Source organism: Chryseobacterium sp. GM_Chr_2, assembly GCF_026540445.1.
Taxonomy (GTDB): domain Bacteria; phylum Bacteroidota; class Bacteroidia; order Flavobacteriales; family Weeksellaceae; genus Chryseobacterium.
In genome coordinates this window covers 171,311-189,705 of the sequence record NZ_JALNUD010000009.1, presented here as the reverse complement: position 1 = coordinate 189,705, position 18,395 = coordinate 171,311, and the positions used below count along the sequence as shown (strand labels likewise).

Annotated in this window: 20 protein-coding genes; 7 read left to right on the top strand and 13 right to left on the bottom strand. The window is 33.8% G+C overall.

The genetic code is table 11. From position 1 onward, the window contains the following. Positions 1–15 precede the first annotated feature (15 nt). Positions 16–483, bottom strand: a complete 468-nt coding sequence (locus OXQ85_RS14815) for an acyl-CoA thioesterase (RefSeq protein ID WP_072953061.1) — start codon at positions 481–483, stop codon at positions 16–18. Positions 484–563: 80 nt separating this feature from the next. On the opposite strand from OXQ85_RS14815, the gene OXQ85_RS14810 reads away from it, so the two are divergent. Further along, on the top strand, positions 564–920 hold the full coding sequence (locus OXQ85_RS14810; protein ID WP_267405456.1) for an ArsC/Spx/MgsR family protein: 357 nt from the start codon (positions 564–566) through the stop codon (positions 918–920). Positions 921–944: 24 nt separating this feature from the next. Next, entirely contained in the window at positions 945–1,364 is a 420-nt protein-coding gene (locus tag OXQ85_RS14805) for a hypothetical protein (protein WP_267405455.1), read from the top strand. A 316-nt stretch (positions 1,365–1,680) separates the two neighbouring features. Here the strand turns inward: OXQ85_RS14805 and gcvT are convergent, their stop codons facing one another. The 4 genes from gcvT to OXQ85_RS14785 form a co-directional block, all read right to left on the bottom strand. Continuing rightward, positions 1,681–2,757 carry a glycine cleavage system aminomethyltransferase GcvT gene (gene gcvT / locus OXQ85_RS14800; protein WP_267405454.1) on the bottom strand — a complete coding sequence of 359 codons (1,077 nt, stop codon included), beginning with the start codon at positions 2,755–2,757 and terminating at the stop codon, positions 1,681–1,683. Between the two features lie 14 nt (positions 2,758–2,771). Further along, the gene (locus tag OXQ85_RS14795) at positions 2,772–3,242 is read right to left on the bottom strand and encodes a hypothetical protein (protein WP_267405453.1); all 471 of its coding nucleotides are present in this window, start codon (positions 3,240–3,242) and stop codon (positions 2,772–2,774) included. A 4-nt stretch (positions 3,243–3,246) separates the two neighbouring features. After that, positions 3,247–3,756: an isopentenyl-diphosphate Delta-isomerase gene (gene idi / locus OXQ85_RS14790; protein ID WP_267405452.1), complete on the bottom strand. Its 510-nt coding sequence runs from the start codon at positions 3,754–3,756 to the stop codon at positions 3,247–3,249. Positions 3,757–3,835: 79 nt separating this feature from the next. Continuing rightward, the gene (locus OXQ85_RS14785; RefSeq protein WP_267405451.1) at positions 3,836–4,435 is read right to left on the bottom strand and encodes a Pr6Pr family membrane protein; all 600 of its coding nucleotides are present in this window, start codon (positions 4,433–4,435) and stop codon (positions 3,836–3,838) included. A 228-nt stretch (positions 4,436–4,663) separates the two neighbouring features. On the opposite strand from OXQ85_RS14785, the gene OXQ85_RS14780 reads away from it, so the two are divergent. Together OXQ85_RS14780 and OXQ85_RS14775 are read left to right on the top strand one after the other, a co-directional pair. Then, on the top strand, positions 4,664–5,071 hold the full coding sequence (locus OXQ85_RS14780) for a phosphoheptose isomerase (RefSeq protein WP_267405450.1): 408 nt from the start codon (positions 4,664–4,666) through the stop codon (positions 5,069–5,071). A gap of 94 nt (positions 5,072–5,165) precedes the next feature. Continuing rightward, a complete protein-coding gene (locus OXQ85_RS14775; protein ID WP_267405449.1) occupies positions 5,166–6,125 on the top strand; it encodes a D-2-hydroxyacid dehydrogenase in 960 nt (319 codons plus the stop codon). Between the two features lie 50 nt (positions 6,126–6,175). On the opposite strand, the gene mscL is transcribed toward OXQ85_RS14775, so the two are convergent. Next, the gene (gene mscL / locus OXQ85_RS14770; RefSeq protein WP_267405448.1) at positions 6,176–6,562 is read right to left on the bottom strand and encodes a large conductance mechanosensitive channel protein MscL; all 387 of its coding nucleotides are present in this window, start codon (positions 6,560–6,562) and stop codon (positions 6,176–6,178) included. A 134-nt stretch (positions 6,563–6,696) separates the two neighbouring features. On the opposite strand from mscL, the gene OXQ85_RS14765 reads away from it, so the two are divergent. Further along, on the top strand, positions 6,697–8,211 hold the full coding sequence (locus OXQ85_RS14765; RefSeq protein ID WP_267405447.1) for an NAD(P)H-hydrate dehydratase: 1,515 nt from the start codon (positions 6,697–6,699) through the stop codon (positions 8,209–8,211). Between the two features lie 81 nt (positions 8,212–8,292). Here OXQ85_RS14765 and lgt read toward each other — a convergent pair whose 3' ends face one another. Next, entirely contained in the window at positions 8,293–9,141 is an 849-nt protein-coding gene (gene lgt, locus OXQ85_RS14760) for a prolipoprotein diacylglyceryl transferase (protein ID WP_267405481.1), read from the bottom strand. A 430-nt stretch (positions 9,142–9,571) separates the two neighbouring features. After that, a complete protein-coding gene (gene yidD / locus OXQ85_RS14755) occupies positions 9,572–9,841 on the bottom strand; it encodes a membrane protein insertion efficiency factor YidD (protein ID WP_267405446.1) in 270 nt (89 codons plus the stop codon). 192 nt (positions 9,842–10,033) lie between these two features. Between yidD and OXQ85_RS14750 the strand changes: the two genes are divergently transcribed. After that, a complete protein-coding gene (locus OXQ85_RS14750) occupies positions 10,034–11,311 on the top strand; it encodes a replication-associated recombination protein A (RefSeq protein ID WP_267405445.1) in 1,278 nt (425 codons plus the stop codon). 47 nt (positions 11,312–11,358) lie between these two features. Here the strand turns inward: OXQ85_RS14750 and OXQ85_RS14745 are convergent, their stop codons facing one another. The 5 genes from OXQ85_RS14745 to OXQ85_RS14725 all read right to left on the bottom strand — a co-directional run bounded on the left by OXQ85_RS14745 (position 11,359) and on the right by OXQ85_RS14725 (position 16,804). Beyond that, positions 11,359–11,793, bottom strand: coding sequence for a hypothetical protein (locus tag OXQ85_RS14745; protein WP_267405444.1), 435 nt, complete (start codon positions 11,791–11,793; stop codon positions 11,359–11,361). A 107-nt stretch (positions 11,794–11,900) separates the two neighbouring features. Next, positions 11,901–14,138 (bottom strand): DUF2339 domain-containing protein, encoded by a 2,238-nt coding sequence (locus tag OXQ85_RS14740; protein ID WP_267405443.1) that lies wholly within the window; start codon positions 14,136–14,138, stop codon positions 11,901–11,903. A 113-nt stretch (positions 14,139–14,251) separates the two neighbouring features. Next, the gene (locus OXQ85_RS14735) at positions 14,252–14,992 is read right to left on the bottom strand and encodes a hypothetical protein (protein ID WP_267405442.1); all 741 of its coding nucleotides are present in this window, start codon (positions 14,990–14,992) and stop codon (positions 14,252–14,254) included. A gap of 431 nt (positions 14,993–15,423) precedes the next feature. After that, complete coding sequence (pheA, locus tag OXQ85_RS14730) at positions 15,424–16,272, bottom strand: prephenate dehydratase (protein WP_267405441.1); 849 nt, start codon at positions 16,270–16,272, stop codon at positions 15,424–15,426. 115 nt (positions 16,273–16,387) lie between these two features. Continuing rightward, entirely contained in the window at positions 16,388–16,804 is a 417-nt protein-coding gene (locus OXQ85_RS14725; RefSeq protein WP_267405440.1) for a thioesterase family protein, read from the bottom strand. A 136-nt stretch (positions 16,805–16,940) separates the two neighbouring features. On the opposite strand from OXQ85_RS14725, the gene dnaA reads away from it, so the two are divergent. After that, positions 16,941–18,395: a chromosomal replication initiator protein DnaA gene (gene dnaA, locus OXQ85_RS14720; protein WP_267405439.1), complete on the top strand. Its 1,455-nt coding sequence runs from the start codon at positions 16,941–16,943 to the stop codon at positions 18,393–18,395.

Below are 18,395 nucleotides of genomic sequence, written 5' to 3'. Positions count from 1 at the left end.
GGATAATTTTAAATATTATAAAAACGGCTTCATTTCATCTTCAATCTGCGTTCTTAGCTCCATCAGACGTTTGGCATATTGTTCCTGCTGTTTTTCTTCTTCGGTTTCTGGAATCCATTTGGGAACGGGAAGTTTCTTACCATTTTCGTCAACCGCTACAAACACGATGATACAATGTGTTTTTTTATCAAAATTAGGCTGTTTCAGATTTCTGGAAAATACATTAATGGAAATGTGCATGCTCGAAGAACCTGTATAAATTACCTGGGCTTCTACCTTTACAATTTCCCCGATTTTTATAGGTTCGTAGAAACGTATTCCGCCAACATACACGGTTACCGAATAATTTCCGCTCCAAGTGGTTGCACACGCATAACCTGCCTGATCGATCCATTTCATAACGCTTCCTCCATGTACATTTCCTCCGTAGTTCACATCTGAAGGCTCTGAAATAAACTGAAAAGTGATAGGTTTGTTCTCCATTTTTTTTAATTTCAATAAAGATATTTAATAATTTTCAGAATCTCTTATTTAGCCTTAATTTTGAGGATTAAAATTTAATTATGAAGAAAGTTTTTCACCTTAATACCTGCGATACTTGCAGAAAGATTTTAGCGCAATTCGATTTATCAGATTGGGAAAATAGAGAAATAAGAAAAGAACCGATCACGGAAGAAGAACTGGCTGAAATGTATGATAAAACAAAATCGTATGAAGCTTTATTCAGTAAAAAATCGACTCAGATTAAGTTGAGAGGCTTGGATGTAAAATCTTTAGGGGAAAAGGATTTCAAAGAATTGCTTCTTGATCATTATACTTTTTTGAAGCGTCCTGTTTTTATTACTGATAATGAAATTTTCGTAGGCAATGATAAAAAGAATGTTGAAGCACTGAAAGAATTTTTTGGCGTTGCAGAATAATAAGTTGATTAGCTACCATCATAAATGAAAAAACTGAATTTTTTAGTAATTCTTACCGTTATTCTAAATGCTGTAATCGTAATAGGTGCGGGGCATGGTTTGGGTATCTTGCTAATATTTGAAGTTTTAAGTCCTAAATTTATTTTAACTGAGGGAATACATTTCAATAAATTTGATTCTTATGATGGAAGATTATTACCTGTTGCATTTTTATCTTTAATTTTTCAAATACTGCTTTTAATCATTTTGAAAGTGAAGGTTTGGAAGCTACAGAAAATTTTAATAAATACATTTTGTATTGCTTTAATGTTGGCGTTTTTTGTTTTAATTAAAGATTTTTCAGAATCTAGTTTGGATAGATTATCGTTACTAGGCGGAATTCCTTTTTTAATATCATCTGTCTTTTTGCTAATTAAAATTAATTTTTTAGTAAAGTTTCAGTAAGTAAAATATCAAACCTAACGGGTTTTCAAAACCCGTTAGGTTTTTAGAAGAGCTTTGGGAGTATACAATTGACGGAAGTTCCAAACAAACTGCGGGGAATAAAATGCAACATACAGAAAGTCCAAATGAAAGTGGACGAATAAAATCGTAAAGACTGAGGCCTAGCCCGGATAGGAGCGGCATCCTTTTTTCGGCGGCTGTAGCGAAGCGGAAGCCGTCGAAAAAAGATACAGCGGATAGCCGGAATAAGCTCCTAAAAAACAAAACCGTCTCGTAAAATGTACGAGACGGTTTTTCTATTTTAAACAATATTCAATTATACAAAAGGAGCTTTCACCACTTTTGCAGGTATATTTTTGTTTCTTACCTGAATGAAGATTTCAGAACCCAATTTGAAGTAAGGCTTGTCTACATAAGCAAGACCCAAACCTACTTTTTTCATAGGAGACTGAGTTCCGGAAGTTACTTTTCCGATCACGTTTCCTTCTGAATCTACAACCGGATAATCGTGTCTTGGAACTCCTTTATCTGTTAATTCAAAAGCAACCAATTTTCTGGTAACGCCTTCTTCTTTCTGTTTTGCGAAAGTTTCTTTAGATACAAAATCTTTATCAAATTTCGTGATCCAACCTAATCCCGCTTCAATCGGAGACGTAGTATCATCGATATCGTTTCCGTAAAGGCAGAATCCTTTTTCTAGTCTCAAAGTATCTCTGGCAGCCAATCCGCAAGGGATAGTTCCTTCTTCAGCACCCACTTCAATGATGGCATCCCAAAGTTTTTCCGCAGAATCATTGTTAAAATAAATCTCAAAACCGCCACTTCCTGTGTAGCCAGTGTTTGAAATAATAATATCGCTAACTCCTGCAACAGAGCCTACTGTAAAGTGATAGTAAGGAATTTCCGAAAGGTTAGTTTCTGTTAATTTTTGAAGAATTTCAGTCGCTTTCGGACCCTGAACTGCCAATAAAGACATGTCGTCGGAAGCGTTCGTCATTTTTGCTCCAAAAGTGTTGTATTTTGAAATATGATTCCAGTCTTTATCAATATTTGAAGCGTTTACAACCACAAAATATTTTTCGTCTGCCATTTTGTAAACGATCAAATCATCTACAATACCTCCGTTTTCGTTAGGTAGACAAGAATATTGTGCCTTTCCGTTTTCCAAAGCATCTACATTGTTTGTTGTAACGAATTGTAAAAGCTCTTTAGAACCGGGACCTTCAATAAAAAACTGTCCCATGTGAGAAACATCGAACAATCCTGCTTTTTCTCTTACGGCAAAATGCTCTTCTGTAACTCCGGAATACTGCACAGGCATTTCAAAACCTGCAAAAGGTACGATTTTAGCTCCCAAAGAAACGTGTTTGTCGTACAAGGCTGTTTTCTTCATATTTAAATTTATTTCTATTTCTTTATTTTAAAACTGTTAAAGGCTTCGTTGAAAAGCATCATAAAATGCCCGTTCCAGTATTTTTGATTACAATTAATGGAAATTAAATACAGATCTTTATCTTTCTGAAAAACCTTGGTTATCCAAAAAAGATTGTCTTTTGGATCCAGATATTCGTAAAAATATTCTGTATATCCCTTTTTTCCTTTGCTGCTTTTCACTTTACTCTCGTCATCGGCAGATTGGTAAAGGGCAAGGACGAATTTTTTAGTTTCCTCTTTGGGAAGAGCAAGGTCGTGATATTCGGAAATAGTGATTGCTCCCATTTCTCCGGAAGGGAAAATGTTAATAATATCGCTGTCATTGGTGGTTTTCCAGCCATCCGGAACGTTGATCGAGTAGTTGGCTGTATCAAATACCGTAGATTTTTGAGCAAATGAAAAAGATCCTAATAAAAAGGCAAAAGCGACTATTAATTTCTTCATTGTTCTAAAAATGATGTTTGTATTCAGCTAAAATGATCTTAAACCATTCGGTGAAGTTATCGGGATTTTCGGCAAGTTCTCGGTCAAGATCTTCCAATGAAATATATCGTACGGCCGCCACTTCATTTTTGTTTAAATTAAATTCAGCATTGAAATTTCCTACAAAAACATGGTCTAGCTCGTGTTCCCACAAGCCACCGCCAACATTGGCTTTATAAATAAAATGGAATTTTTCTGAAAGTTCGGTTTCAATTCCCAATTCCTCTTTTAATCTTCGATTCGCAGCATCAAGATACGTTTCCCCATTTCTTGGATGAGAGCATACCGCATTGGTCCATTTCAATGGAGAGTGATATTTTTCGTCGGCTCTTTGCTGTAAAAGCATTTCTCCTTTTTCATTAAACAAAAACACGGAAAAAGCACGGTGTAGCACGCCATTGATGTGTGCCTGCTGTTTTTCCATTAAGCCTAAAACGTTGTCCTGAGGGTTGACTAAAACTACGAGTTCTTCCATTTCTACAAATGTAAGTTTAATAAATGTATTTTGGAAATTTTTGGTGAAACATCATTGCTTTTAAGAATGAATCTAAAATTTACTTTTTAGAAGCTTTCCCTATTCGAATAAATAAAAAAGATAATGCTAAAAAGAAGAGTAAGATGAAAAACGCATTAATAAAAACTTTATTTAAACCTAATTCAGTTACATTCACAAACGGGTAAGGATAAAATTTAGAGAAACTTCCTCTTATTAAGATGTAAAAAAGATAGAATAAAGGATAAATTGCCCATAATGCCATTTGTTTGTACTGTAAATTTTTCTTGTTTTCGTACAAGTGCCAGTAAATAATAACTAAAACAGGAATAATGCTGTGCAGCAATTCGTCTACAATTCTCTGCAGACCTGTGGGATTCCATGTCGATCGTAAAGCAACCTGATATACCATTCCGACAATCAGAATATAAATGGTAATCGCGGTAAGTAAACCTGATTTTATTTCTGAATCTGATTTTTTTAAAGCCTGATTGGTAAAATAAATAGCTACCATTAAATTGGTAAGAATCGTAAAATAACTGAAAAATTGAATCGTCATTTCATTAAAATTCAGCACCGAATTTTTCAGCATTAAACAATACTGAGCAATTAAAGCAAACCATCCTAAAAGCGCAAAAACAAAAGCCAATGTTCTTTTCATATTTTATAAATGTGTTATTCAAATATAAGTAAATCAAGTTTTAAATGTAAATCGTCATAAGTAAGACCTTGAAAAAAGAAAAAATTTTAACTAAAATTATAAAAACGATAGGTAACATGTTGATTTTATTCCTTAAATAATAATTTTTAAAGCAAAAATTAAATTTAAACTAAGTTTAACGCCTTCATTCGATGTAAAAGCCGTAACTTTGCAACTCAATTTTTAACGATGGAATTAGAGTACATAGAACACATTAGTCCAATTCTGAAGGACGGAGTAAAGAATTACTTAATCGATATTGACGGAACTATTACAGAAGATGTTCCGAACGAAGAACCGGAAAGAATGGTTACTTGTGAGCCTTTTCCAGACGCGTTAGAAACCATTAACAGATGGTATGACGAAGGCCATCAGATTTGTTTTTTCACTTCCAGAACTGAAAATTTAAAACAAGTTACCATTGATTGGCTGGATAAACATGGCTTCAAATACCACAGCGTATTGTGCGGAAAACCAAGAGGCGGAAATTATCACTGGATTGATAATCACTTGGTAAGAGCCACAAGATACAAAGGTAAATTTACCGACCTTGTAGAAAAGCAGGTTACTATTGAAGTATTTAAAGAAGAAGAATAAAAAAATTTAGTTTAAAGATTAAACGATTAAATTTTTACCGCGGGTATTATTTAATTGTTTAATCTTTTTAATTTTTAAATCGATAAAAAGTTTTATGAAAGTTTTAGCAAACGATGGTTTGGATCAATCTGGAATTGATGCATTAACGGAGAAAGGATTTGAAGTGATTACAGCAAAAGTTCCTCAGGAATCTTTGGTAGATTACATTAATGAGCACCAGATTCGTACAATTTTGGTACGTAGTGCGACGCAGGTAAGAAAAGATATTATTGATAACTGTCCGTCTATCGAGATCATCGGTAGAGGTGGTGTAGGAATGGATAATATTGATGTAGATTATGCAAGGGAAAAAGGAATTCATGTCATTAATACTCCTTCTGCTTCTTCAGAATCGGTTGCTGAATTGGTTTTTGCTCACTTATTTTCAGGTGCTAGATTTTTGCAGGATTCCAACAGAAAAATGCCTTTGGTAGGCGATACTGAGTTTGCTGGTTTGAAAAAAGCCTATGCTGCAGGTATCGAATTGAAAGGAAAAACAATTGGTATTGTTGGAATGGGAAGAATCGGGCAAGAAGTAGCTAAAATTGCTCTAGGTCTTGGAATGCGAGTGATTGCAGCAGATAGCAATGTGGGAAGAGCGAGTATTAAAGTTACTTTTTACAACAATCAGTTCATCAATGTTGATATTGAGACAGAACCGCTTCAGGATGTTTTGAAACATTCAGATTTTATCACGCTTCACGTTCCGGCTCAGAAGGACGGTTACATGATCGGGAAAAATGAATTCGACATTATGAAAGACGGTGTTGCGATTGTAAACTGTTCAAGAGGTGGTGTTATTGATGAAGTTGCTTTAATTGAAGCTTTGGATTCAGGAAAAGTGAAATTCGCAGGATTGGATGTTTTCATCAACGAACCAACACCTTCAAAAGAAATTCTGAATCATTCTAAAATCTCTCTAACTCCGCATACAGGAGCATCTACATTAGAAGCGCAGGATAGAATCGGGCTTTCTTTGGCAGAGCAGATCTCAAGTATTTTACAGATCAACTAAGATTTTAAGGATAAAGTAAAAACCACCTCAATTTGAGGTGGTTTTATTTGTTATATATTGTTTTTACTTTTAAGCAAATCTCTGATTTCCATTAATAATTTTTGGTCTTCAGTAGGTCCGGCAGGCGCAGCAGGCGCTTCCTCTTTTTTAATGATCTTATTAGCTCCTTTTACCAACCAGAAAAGCACCATAGCGATACATAAAAAGCTGATCACCGCAGAAAGGAAATTTCCGTAGGTTACACCATTCCAGGATAATTTTGAAATGTTTTCTGCACCCGCAGCTTTCAACGCAGGGTTTAGTAATAACGGAGTAATAACGTCTTCCACTAAAGAAGAAACAATTTTTCCGAATGCACCCCCAATGATCACGGCAACCGCCAAATCAAGCACATTTCCTTTAAATGCAAATTCTTTAAATTCTTTTACAAATCCCATAATTTATATTTTTTTAATTAGTCTATACACAAAAGTAGGAATTTCAATTTTTAAAATTCAACATTTTATGAGTTTTTTGGGTTTAAAATTTACTTATTGAATAATTATAATTAAATTTAGTAAAACAATTAATAATGAAAATTTTCACGGCAGAACAAATTCGTCAGGGTGATTTGTATACAATTAATAATGAGCCAATTCCCTCGATACAGTTAATGGAAAGAGCAGCATTAGCCTGCGTAAACTGGATTTCTGAAAACTGTAAGAACCATAGAAACTTTGCGATATTTTGTGGGAATGGCAATAATGGAGGTGATGGATTTGCCATTGCAAGAATGCTTTATCAGAAAGGTTTTGATGTAGATGTTTTCATCAATTCTAAAGCTAAATATTCTGAAAATGCGAATGAAAATCTTAAAGAATTAAAAGAACTTTCAGGCGTTTTAATCAAGAATTTCAAAGATGCCGAAAGTTACCGTTTTGATAGCAGAACGATTATTATTGATGCCCTTTTCGGAATTGGCTTGTCTAGAAATATAGAAGGTGATTTAAAAGATTTAATTGATTTTTTAAACCAAAAAAAGAATGTCAAAATTTCTATTGATGTTCCTTCTGGGCTTTTTATTGATCGTATTGCAGATGAAAATTCAACGATTTTAAAGGCAGATTATACTTTAAGTTTTCAACTTTGGAAGAAAGGTTTTCTTCATCCTGAAACAGGAAAATATACAGGAAAAGTTGAAATTTTAGATATTAATTTAAGTGAAGAATATATCTCGCAGACTAACACGAATGATTTTGTGATCGACGATGAGGTGGTAAAAAATATCTTCAAACCCCGAAATGATTTTTCACACAAAGGAACTTTTGGAAAAGTAACTATTGTTGCCGGAAGTTATGGTAAAATTGGTGCCGCAGTTTTAGCAACTCAGGCAGCGTTGAAAACTGGTGTAGGATTAACATTTGCTCATGCTCCGAAATGTGGTTATGAAATTCTCCAAACTTCTTGTCCGGAAGCGATGTTTATCGAAGGGGGGAATCAGCAGATTGAAAATATTGAATTGAATGAAAATTCAGTCTATGGAATTGGTCCTGGAATCGGAAAAGATGAGAAAACACAAAAGGCTCTTCTGAAGTTTTTAAAGGAATACTCCCAATCTGTTGTGTTAGACGCAGATGCTTTGAATGTTATTGCTGAAACTAAAGATGGTTTACAATTAATTCCGAAAAAATCAATCATTACGCCTCATCCGAAAGAATTTGAAAGATTATTCGGAGCAACAAAAGATTCGTTTGAAAGAACAGATTTGGCGAAAAAAAAATCTAAAGAGCTTGATATTATCATTGTTTTGAAAGATCATCATACCCAAATCATTACGCCGGAAGGAAACGTTTTTTATAATCTTACCGGAAATTCCGGATTGGCAAAAGGGGGAAGTGGTGATATTCTGACGGGAATTATTACTTCATTTTTAGCGCAAAAATATACGGAGGAAGAGGCTGCGATTTTAGGGGTTTGGTTTCATGGAAAAGCCGCAGATTTTGCTTCAATAAAACATTCAAAAGAAGCTATGTTGCCGACCGACGTTATTAACGAATTCAGGAAAGTTTTTGAAGAAATCAATGAAAAAGTAGAAATTAAACTTTAAAAAATATTGAGTTTCCCTAAAAATAAAAAGCAGATTATAAAACTATAATCTGCTTTTGTATTTAAATATAAACTTTATAAATTATTCCGGTTTCTCGTTTTCCGCCTGCGTGATTTTAAACTTTTTAGAAATAGCCATGATCACGAATCCTGCTATCATAAAAGGTATCGAAAGTACCTGTCCTGTATTTAATCCTCCGAATTGGATGAATTCGTCTCCCTGCGGCTCTTTTAAGAACTCAACGAAGAATCTGATTGCCCAAAGAATGATGAAGAATAATCCGAATAACCATCCTTGCTGATATTTTTTATTCGTTTTTCTGTATAAAATCCAAAGCATAACGAACAGACAAACGTATCCAAAAGCTTCAAATAATTGGGATGGATAACGAGGAACCGTGATTCCGTATTCGCTGCTTTGCTGTGGGAAAAGTAACGCAAATGGAGAGTTGGGGTCTACTTGTTTTCCGATGATTTCAGAGTTGAAAAAGTTCCCTAATCTTACAAATGCACCGCCCAAAGATACTACAATTCCTAGTCTGTCATATACCCAAAACGGATTTTTCTTTATGATTTTGAATGAATAATAAAGCGTCGTAAAAATCAAAGCGATGGTTGCACCGTGACTTGCCAATCCGGAAAATCCTGTGAATTTAAATCCGTTTTTAGTGCTTATCGGTAAAAATACACTCCAGAAATCTTCTTTGAACAATTCGGGCTGATAGAAAATAACGTGTCCCATTCTCGCGCCTAAGATCGTTCCAATCAAAGTCCATGTGAAAAGAGGCTCCAGATATTTCTGGTTTACATTGTCGATTTTAAAGATTTTTGTCATCAAAACGTAACCAAAACCAAAAGCAAAGACAAACATTAAACTGTAAAAATGTAATGTTACAGGCCCCAACTGAATACCTTTTGTAGGATCCCAGATTTTAAAAGGAGTATCTAGCTCCACATTATCTGATGCAGCAATCGGTTTGCTGGATTTTACAGCATATTTAAAGGTGTCAATATTTTCCTGACTTACAGGAGTCGTGATCAATTTAAAATTTTTATCTAAAAACTGATATTGCGCTGTTTTGAATTTATCTAAAGTTAAAGCACTGAAATTATAATAATTCGGTTCAAAATTAGATTCGTTCAGAATCACCAAAACATTTCCTTCAACTTTTCTGTCTGGAAAAACGTTCAAATCTCCCAATTCTGTTGTTGCGTAAATCTTTACGGGAACATCAGCTGAATTTACTTTTAAAGTTCCTTCTGATAATCCGCCGGGATAGTTTTGTGCAAAAATACTTTGAGTAATTAATGCAAATACAGCGAGGTAGATTCTGAAAAAAATATTATTCATCTCTATTTTTTTAGTAATTTTTTAATTTATTGATTTTGTTTTTTTTGGGTGGCACGGGATCATAGCCGCTTCCTCCCCAAGGATGACATTTTGCAATTCTTTTTATACCCATCCAAAATCCTTTAAACACGCCATGCACTTGCAAAGATTCTACCATATAATGCGAACAAGTAGGTTCGTAACGGCAGTTTTTAGGAAGTAAAGGCGAGATAAACCATTGGTAAAATTTGATGAGAATTACCAGAGGAAAAGTGATTATTTTATTGAATGTAAGTTTCAAAACATTGCAAAAATAGGGTAAAAAATTGAAAATTAGTTTAAATTTGTTAGAAGTTTCAGACGTGTAAACAGCGTTTCATCGGATAAATTCGGGTGTTCGTCGATTTGTCATCTTTTTAGATTTAAAATCATGATTTTTGCAGCGTTTCTGTGACCTTTACATTAAAAATTTACTTTAAATCAAACAATAATTTTGAGTCAAAATATTCCATTAGCCGAAAAACTGAGACCGAAAACGCTGGATGAGGTTCTGGGGCAGGAACATCTTACCGGAGAAAAAGGAACCATCAGAAAAATGATTGATAATAACAATCTGAATTCACTTATTTTTTGGGGACCGCCGGGAACGGGGAAAACAACCATAGCGGAAATTCTTTCTGAAAAATCGGGTAGAAAATTCTATAAATTGTCGGCTGTTTCTTCTGGAGTGAAAGATGTGCGCGATGTGATTGAAGATGCTAAAAAGCAAAATCTGTTTTCCGGAAAGTCGCCGATTTTGTTTATTGATGAGATTCACCGTTTTAATAAATCTCAACAGGATTCTTTGCTTCATGCGGTTGAAAAAGGATGGATTGTTTTAATTGGAGCGACAACGGAAAATCCGAGTTTTGAGGTAGTTTCTGCTTTACTTTCCAGAAGTCAGGTTTATATTTTAAAAGCTTTGACTTATGAAAAACTGGAAGAACTGATTGATATTGCTCTAAATCGATATAATCAGGATGAAAAAACAGAGTTTGAAATTGCTGATAAACAAGCTTTTATTCAATATTCGGGAGGTGATGGAAGAAAGTTGATTAATTCCGTGGAATTGGTTTTGAATCAATATGTTAATTCAAAAAAGAAAAAGATTACCAATGAAGATGTGCTGGAAGTTTTGCAGGAAACCATGGCGCTTTATGATAAAAATGGCGAGCAGCATTACGATATTATTTCTGCTTTTATTAAATCGATGCGTGGAAGTGATCCTAATGGCGCTGTGTATTGGCTCGCAAGAATGATTGCTGGAGGTGAAGATATTAAATTCATTGCCAGAAGAATGCTGATTTTAGCTTCTGAAGATATTGGCTTGGCCAATCCGAATGCGTTGGTGATTGCTAATAATTGTTTTCAGGCGGTAAATGTGATCGGAAATCCTGAATCAAGAATTATTTTAAGTGAAACTGCAGTTTATCTGGCGGTTTCTCCGAAGAGTAATTCAACCTATAATGCGATCAATGAAGCATTGGCTTTGGTAAAACAAACCGGAAATCTTCCCGTTCCTTTACATTTAAGAAATGCGCCGACAAAGCTGATGAAAGACCTCGATTATGGTAAAGAATATAAATATGCCCACTCTTACGAAGGTAATTTTGTCGATCAGGATTTTTTACCGGAAGAAATCAAAAACATAAAATTATATGAACCGGGAAATAATGCAACGGAGAAAAAAATTTACGAAGAGCTTAAGAAAAAATGGACTAATAAATACTAAAAAAGGATGCTGTAAAGGCATCCTTTTTGTGAAATATGTTTTATAAATTATCTCTGAGTCGTAATGTATAAAGTCTTTTTGCCGTTGTAGTCTTTCACTTCCATTTTAGCTAAAAGATCTCCGTAAACTGCTGTTGCAGGATCTTTAAATTCATATCCGTCAATCAAAACCAAATTATCATTGGGTAATTGATACTGGTTGTTCAATTTTGCAATCGTAAGCCTGTCAAGACCTCCTTGTCCTTGCTTTATTTTTACTTCAGTTAAGCCGTTTTCAGCAATAAAACTGTATTTTTTTAAGCTTTGAGGAAGAGTAGCTGCTGTTTTATAAGCGTTTTTACTTTGTACGATATCTTTTCTAATATTGAACATATCTACGGTTCCTACCACATCATTTGCAACGGCAAATCTTGTTGAAGGATTCTTCTGAGCAAATAAAGTTGCCGAAGAAAACATTAATAAAGAGTAGAAGATTTTTTTCATAATCTGGAGAATATATAAAGATTAAAAACTGGATAAATATAGTTATTTTTTACAAAATCTGAACGAAGTTTCGGTTTAATTTGGAAATTAATCACAAATCAATGATTTTATTGAGATTCTGTTGTCTCATTTTCAATATTTTCTTCTTTATGATCTACCAAATTTTTAATGATATTTTTAAGTCTTTGAAAGGTGAATGAGCTTAATAATAAAATGATTCCCAAGATGATAAAAGCAACGATTCTCGAAACATTATCCATTTGCCAAACATCGTAAGCGTATAATTTTAACACAACAATTCCGATCAATGCAAAGCCAACTTTTGTAAGTTCTGAGACTGAATTTTTCAATCCTATATAAATGAATAAGCTTGACAGAATAGCCCAAATAATAGGTAAATAAAGAATACTGAAATGTTTTTCAAGCTCGTAAGATTCAGCCAAAGTATTGGAATTTGTTACGTTGTAGATATGGTACAATTCAAAACTGACAACAGAGATCAAGGCTAATGAGAAAATCCAGTATGAAATATTTACACTGAAAAATTTGATTTTAGGTAAAATTTTCCAACCGATAAAAACAAACGGAATAAGATATAATAAATGAAGGGCATAAAAACTGCTGTCGATTTTTTTAGAAATGATGGATTCAATTATACTTAAACCTGAAACGGACGAATTAATGATAACCAAAAACAAAAACAGGTAAGACAAGCCAATTTTGAATTCTTTACTAATATCAAACACTTTTCGGAGTAATAATAATACGAAAATGAAATAGATGCTGTATAAAATTCCGGTTCCGAAGATAATGCTCCACGGTTTGTGAGAAATGTGATAGATTAATTCAAACAATAAAGCAAAATAAATGATTCCATAGCTTGCAAGAATGAACAAATTTTCGAAAAAATTATTTTCTTTTTCTTCGCTTTCGGTTAATTTTCTTAATAAAAATAAATTTGAAAGAGTGGTAATAACCGTTACAGAACTTGTGAGAAATACAGGATTGAAAACAATATTCAATTTATCTGATGAAAAATATTCGCCCCAAGTAATAATCTGTGCAATAATAACCAGCGGAAACAGAATATAAAAACATATTTTAAAAATGTTATGGTTGGTTCTTTTCCAGATAAATAGGAGAAGGGTAGCTTCAATAGCCCAAACACTTGTAATTAAATGAGTTTTAAACTGTAATGCAATCGCAATTGTTACTAAACTTACTGTAATTGCTGAAAATGTTGAATAATTAATTTCAAAACTTTTTTTGCTGTATTCTTTAAATAATAAAACAGAATTTACCAAAGCAAAAATAATCGGGAAAATAATTACAGGTTCGTATTTCAATTCATTAAATGTATAAACCAAACCTATAATGCTGGAAAAATTAATTAAAACCAACATCAGAATATCAGCAATCGAAAGAGTATTTTTCTTGAAATAATCCTGTAATGCAAATGCATAAAAAACAATATAGCTGATGACATAAAAGTAAACACTTAGAATTTCCGTTTTTTCAATCGTCCAATAGAAAAGGTATATATTGGTGAAAACAAAGGCAATCCAGCCCACACTTTTCCAATGTTTCAGAAAAACGATAATTAGCATTCCTACATTTAAAACCATTAAATAAGTAAAAAGAAAAGGGTAGTTGCTTTGCCCTGTACTGATCATTAATGGTGCTAAGAAACCTCCGAAAAGCGAAAAAATAATTAAAATTTCACTTTTATAAAAATAGGAGAGCCCAATGGAAAGTAGTGTAATAAGGCAAGTAACGACAAATGCTGTATTTTGGGTAAACAAATGATATTCGCGAAAGGCAATGGTAATGGTAAAATAGAGAACTGCAATTCCGCCGCCGGTAATAATAGAGGCGAAAACATTGTAATTTTTCCTCAAAAAATGACCGACCGTCATGATGATAGCTCCCGTTGCAATCCCGATGCCCACGCGGGGTGTTTCACCAATCCATTTTTTATCAATAGCATATTTTACAAAATAACCGATTCCTAAAACAAGGGTGAAAATACCAATGATAGTTAAGGCGTTTTGTTTAAGGAAATCAAAAACAGGCTTCATCCAATCTTTTTGAGGAACCTGAATCACTTCTTCCTGAAGAGGTTTTGAAGTTACATTTTGAAGTTCATTTTCAAAAGCCACTTCTTTGCTTAATTCTGGCTGAGCAGCAGTTTCAGCTTTGGGTGTAATTTCTTTAGAATAAACCTCAGAGCTTTTTTCCCGCATCAAATCGGCAACTTTTCTTTCCAGATCATTAATTCTATTAACGAGACTTGCGTAAACGAGAACAATAGCTATTATTAATATGATGATAAAAATGCTGTTCATTATTTGCTTTTTGTAAATCAAATATAATATAAATGAAATGAATAAGGATAAAAAAACTCTGCCACCGAAAATGTGACAGAGTGATTGGTAATACAGATTAAATAATATTAATCTTAGTTTGATACTTTGTAAATGTAAAAAGACGAAAGGCTGGAACCTATCAGGCCTGCTGATAATGCTGTAGAACCTGTAAGGCCAAATGAAATCTTGTCACCTGCCTGCAAAGGGTACAGAGAATTAAGGCTTGATTCCGAAATCGTTAAACTTAAAATCAGAAGGTTAGCACCACTAAATGCTCGGTTGTCAATAAGCGTTGCTACACCTGCTCTTGTTCTTACGATTCCAATTCCTGGGGCATTAGCAAGAATTTCAGCCTGTAAACCTGTTCCATATCTGAAACTGAAACCAATAGCATATGTTCCGGTGGAAGGGATCGTGTAGGTATTGTCTGTATCAGAAAATAAAGCTGCAGAGCCTACTGTTCTTTCAGTAGTTAAGAAGTTCACCGCTCTGAAACCTGTCGGAAATAATCCCAGACTCAGTAAGCTTATTCCAGTTGTCTTTCTTGCAGCATATACCGAAGTATTTGTTATCCCAGTAGTATTTACTGCAGTTACAGCAGCATCTACAACAAGCTGAGGATTTACTTGTGCCACTTGGAAATCGCCACCTGAATTTTGATTTAATGCTAAAATTTGATAACCAGGTAAAGCGGGCGCCGAAGGTGTTTGCCTGATTTTCATAGTACCATTGATGTCGAGAGTTGCTGTCGGATTTGGTGTATTGATTCCAACTTGAGCGTGAATACTGCTTGCGGCAGCTGCAAAGATGAGGGTAAAGATCGTTGCTTTCATGAGTAAATTTTTTAATTAGTTTTCAAATAAATCATCAACAAAAATTATGCCTTTGGATTGTTAAAATTTTAATTATTAACAAGATATGGTATCATAATTTTAATTGATTCTATGTTATGTGTTTAAAAAAGTCTTATAAATACAATATGTTTCGAAATTATAAAAATAAAAATCTTGTTTTAAACGACATCAAAAATACTAATAAATCCCTATTCAATGAATAATTTTTATAAAAAAATAATACTGCCACATAATGTGACAGTATTATTTTGTGTAAACTGACAAAAAAGCTTATTTTTTTTATTTAATCTAAATTTTACTTAATCTAAACAATAATTTTTTGTTGTTTTATTTAATATTTGAAAATTAACTTTCAAGAATAAGAAAAACTGTCATATTTTTTTATGTCAAAATTTCTTATTAATGAAAAATCAGCTTTCCAAAAGATATTCTTTGTAATTACCTAAGAAATCGACTTCGGCTCCAATAGATTTTAATTCTTCCAAAGCATTTTCGTGCAATACTTTATCCCAATTTCCGACAACGTTGATGAAGAAGAAATAATTTCCTAAACCGGTTTTCAATGTTCGGGATTCAATTTTGCTTAAATTCATTTTGCGCCATGTAAAAACCGACAAAACCTGATGCAAACCTCCAGCATGATCTTCAGGAAGAGTAATCAATAAACTCGATTTTTCACCTAAAGTATTTAGTTTTTCATTATCGTAAACATTTTGCACTTTAGAAATGACGATAAATCGGGTATGATTTTGCTCAAAATCCTGAATATTTCGGTGGATGATTTTCAGACCATATAAATTGGCCGCGAACTGATTAGCAACTGCCGCTCTTTTGAGTTCAGGATGTTCCGAAACATACTTTGCCGCTGCCGCAGTGGAAGAGAACTCCTGCTTTTGAACATTTTTAAAGTTTGTATCTAAAAAATGAAAACTCTGAGCCAACGCTTGCGGATGAGAGTAGATTTTTTCTAATTCTTCGGCTTCATTATTAGGATGAATCATCAAATGATGGGCAATCGGCATTACGGCTTCTGCTTCAATTTTGATGTCGGATGTTTTATATAAATAATCCAGCGTCATCGAAACTGTTCCTTCAATCGAGTTCTCCAACGGAACCACAGCCTTGTCTACTTCTCCGTTTTCTACAGCCGTAAAGCAATCTAATATATTGGTTTGAGGAATTAATTCTTCGTTCGGAAAAAGCTGTGTGGCTGCCAACTGAGTGAAACTCGCCTGCGGACCTAAAAATGCAATCTTCATTATATCTCTATTTATTTTGAATTTTAAATGTAGTGAAAAAGTAATTACGCTTCGAGGTTTAATATCGTTAATTCACCGTTACTTTCATTAAACATTAAACATTAAACATTAAACATTAAACTTGCTCATTCCAACTCTTCTCTATAAGCTCCATTAAAAAATCCGGACACTTAATGACTTTGTTTGTTTTTGCATCCAAAAAGAAGAGCGTAGTGGAGGCTTCTGTGATTTTTATCATATCTTCATTGAAAATTTCATACTCAAATTCAATCTTTACTCCCGGAGTTTTTTTTACATATGTATGAATTTCTAATTTTTGATCATACAAAGCTGGTCGCAAATACTTAATTTTATACTCCGAAACAGGCAACCAAATTCCTTGATTTTCAATCTCATTATATGACATTCCTATGCTTCGGAAAAGCTCAACTCTGGCAACTTCAAAATACTCGGCGTAATTTCCGTAGTAAACATATTTCATGGGGTCTGTTTCTCCGTAACGTACTCTTATTGAGAGTGTTGTATGTATCATTTTAAGGTGTATTTTAGACATACAAATATATTTTTAAATAATCAATACCTGCAATATTTTTTTTTGAAAAGAAAAAATTCGACCTTTGTCCTCCTTCTAAAAATGTAATAATCTAGAGTTAATCGGGGCGTAAATTATGGATGAAAATTTAATGTTGATTTGGCAGAAATGTCTGCAGTTTATGCGTGATAACTTAAACGCGGCTGAAGATAATTCTGATTTAAAAAAGCTTGAAAAATCTTTCGATCTTCTGTTTGATAAAGTTCAGCCAATTTCTTTGGTTCAGAACAATCTTACGTTGATGGTTCCGAGCGATTTTTACAAGGAATATATTGAGGATAATTACTTGTCCTTACTTTCTGCTGCCCTGAAGAAAAATATTGGAAAAGGAGTGAAACTATGGTATTCTGTAATGGAAAATAAACCTAGCGGTTTAGAAAAGCCTGTTACCATGAATATGAAGGGAAAAACAGTTCCTCCTCCAAAAATGCAGGAAACGATGCCTCAAGGGTTTTCGTCAAATATAGTAAACCCGTTCGTGGTTCCTGGAATCAGAAAAGTAAATATTGATTCTAACTTAAAGCCAGACTTTTCTTTTGATAATTATATAGAAGGAGAAAGCAACAAATTTGCGGCTACCGTAGCTAGATCTATCGCTAAAAGACCTGGTGCAACGGCTTTCAACCCATTATTTTTATATGGTGGTTACGGAGTTGGGAAAACGCACTTGGGACAGGCCGTTGGTTTAGAAGTTAAAAGCCAGTTTCCGGATAAAGTAGTTTTGTATCTGTCTTCTGAAAAATTCATCCAGCAGTTTATTTCAGCTGCTAAAGCTCATAAGCAGACCGAATTTGCGAATTTCTATCAAATGGTAGATGTTTTGATTATCGATGATATTCAGTTCCTTTCAGGAAAATCTGCGACTCAGGATAGTTTCTTCCACATTTTTGATTATTTACATCAAAACGGAAAACAGATCATCTTGACATCGGATAAAGCTCCGGCTGATATTATGGATATTCAGGACAGGATTGTTTCCCGTTTCAAATGGGGACTTTCTGCAGAAATTAAATCACCGGATTTGCCAACGCGTAGACAGATTATTGTAGACAGATTAAGCCGCGACGGAATTGTTCTTCCGGATGATGTGCTTGATTTCTTAGCAACTGAAACTAAAACAAATGTAAGAGAGCTTATTGGAGTTATCAACTCGGTAATTGCTTATTCTACCATTTATAAGAAAGATCTTAGCCTTGAATTATTAAAAGATACCATTAATAAGATCGCTGCCAATCAGAAAAAGGTTATCAATATTCCTTATATTCAGGAAGTTGTTTGCGATTATTTCGGAATCAAAAAAGAACAGCTTTTATCTAAAACAAGAAAAAGAGAAATTGCATTACCAAGACAATTGGCAATGTATTTCTCAAAAGAATATACAAACTCTACATTCAGCAAAATTGGTGAAGAAATGGGAGGAAAAGACCACTCTACGGTAATGTATGCTTGTGATACGATTAAAGATGTTTCTAAAATTGATAAAGAGATCAAAAAGTATGTAAAAGACTTGACTGAGAAAATCAAGCAATAA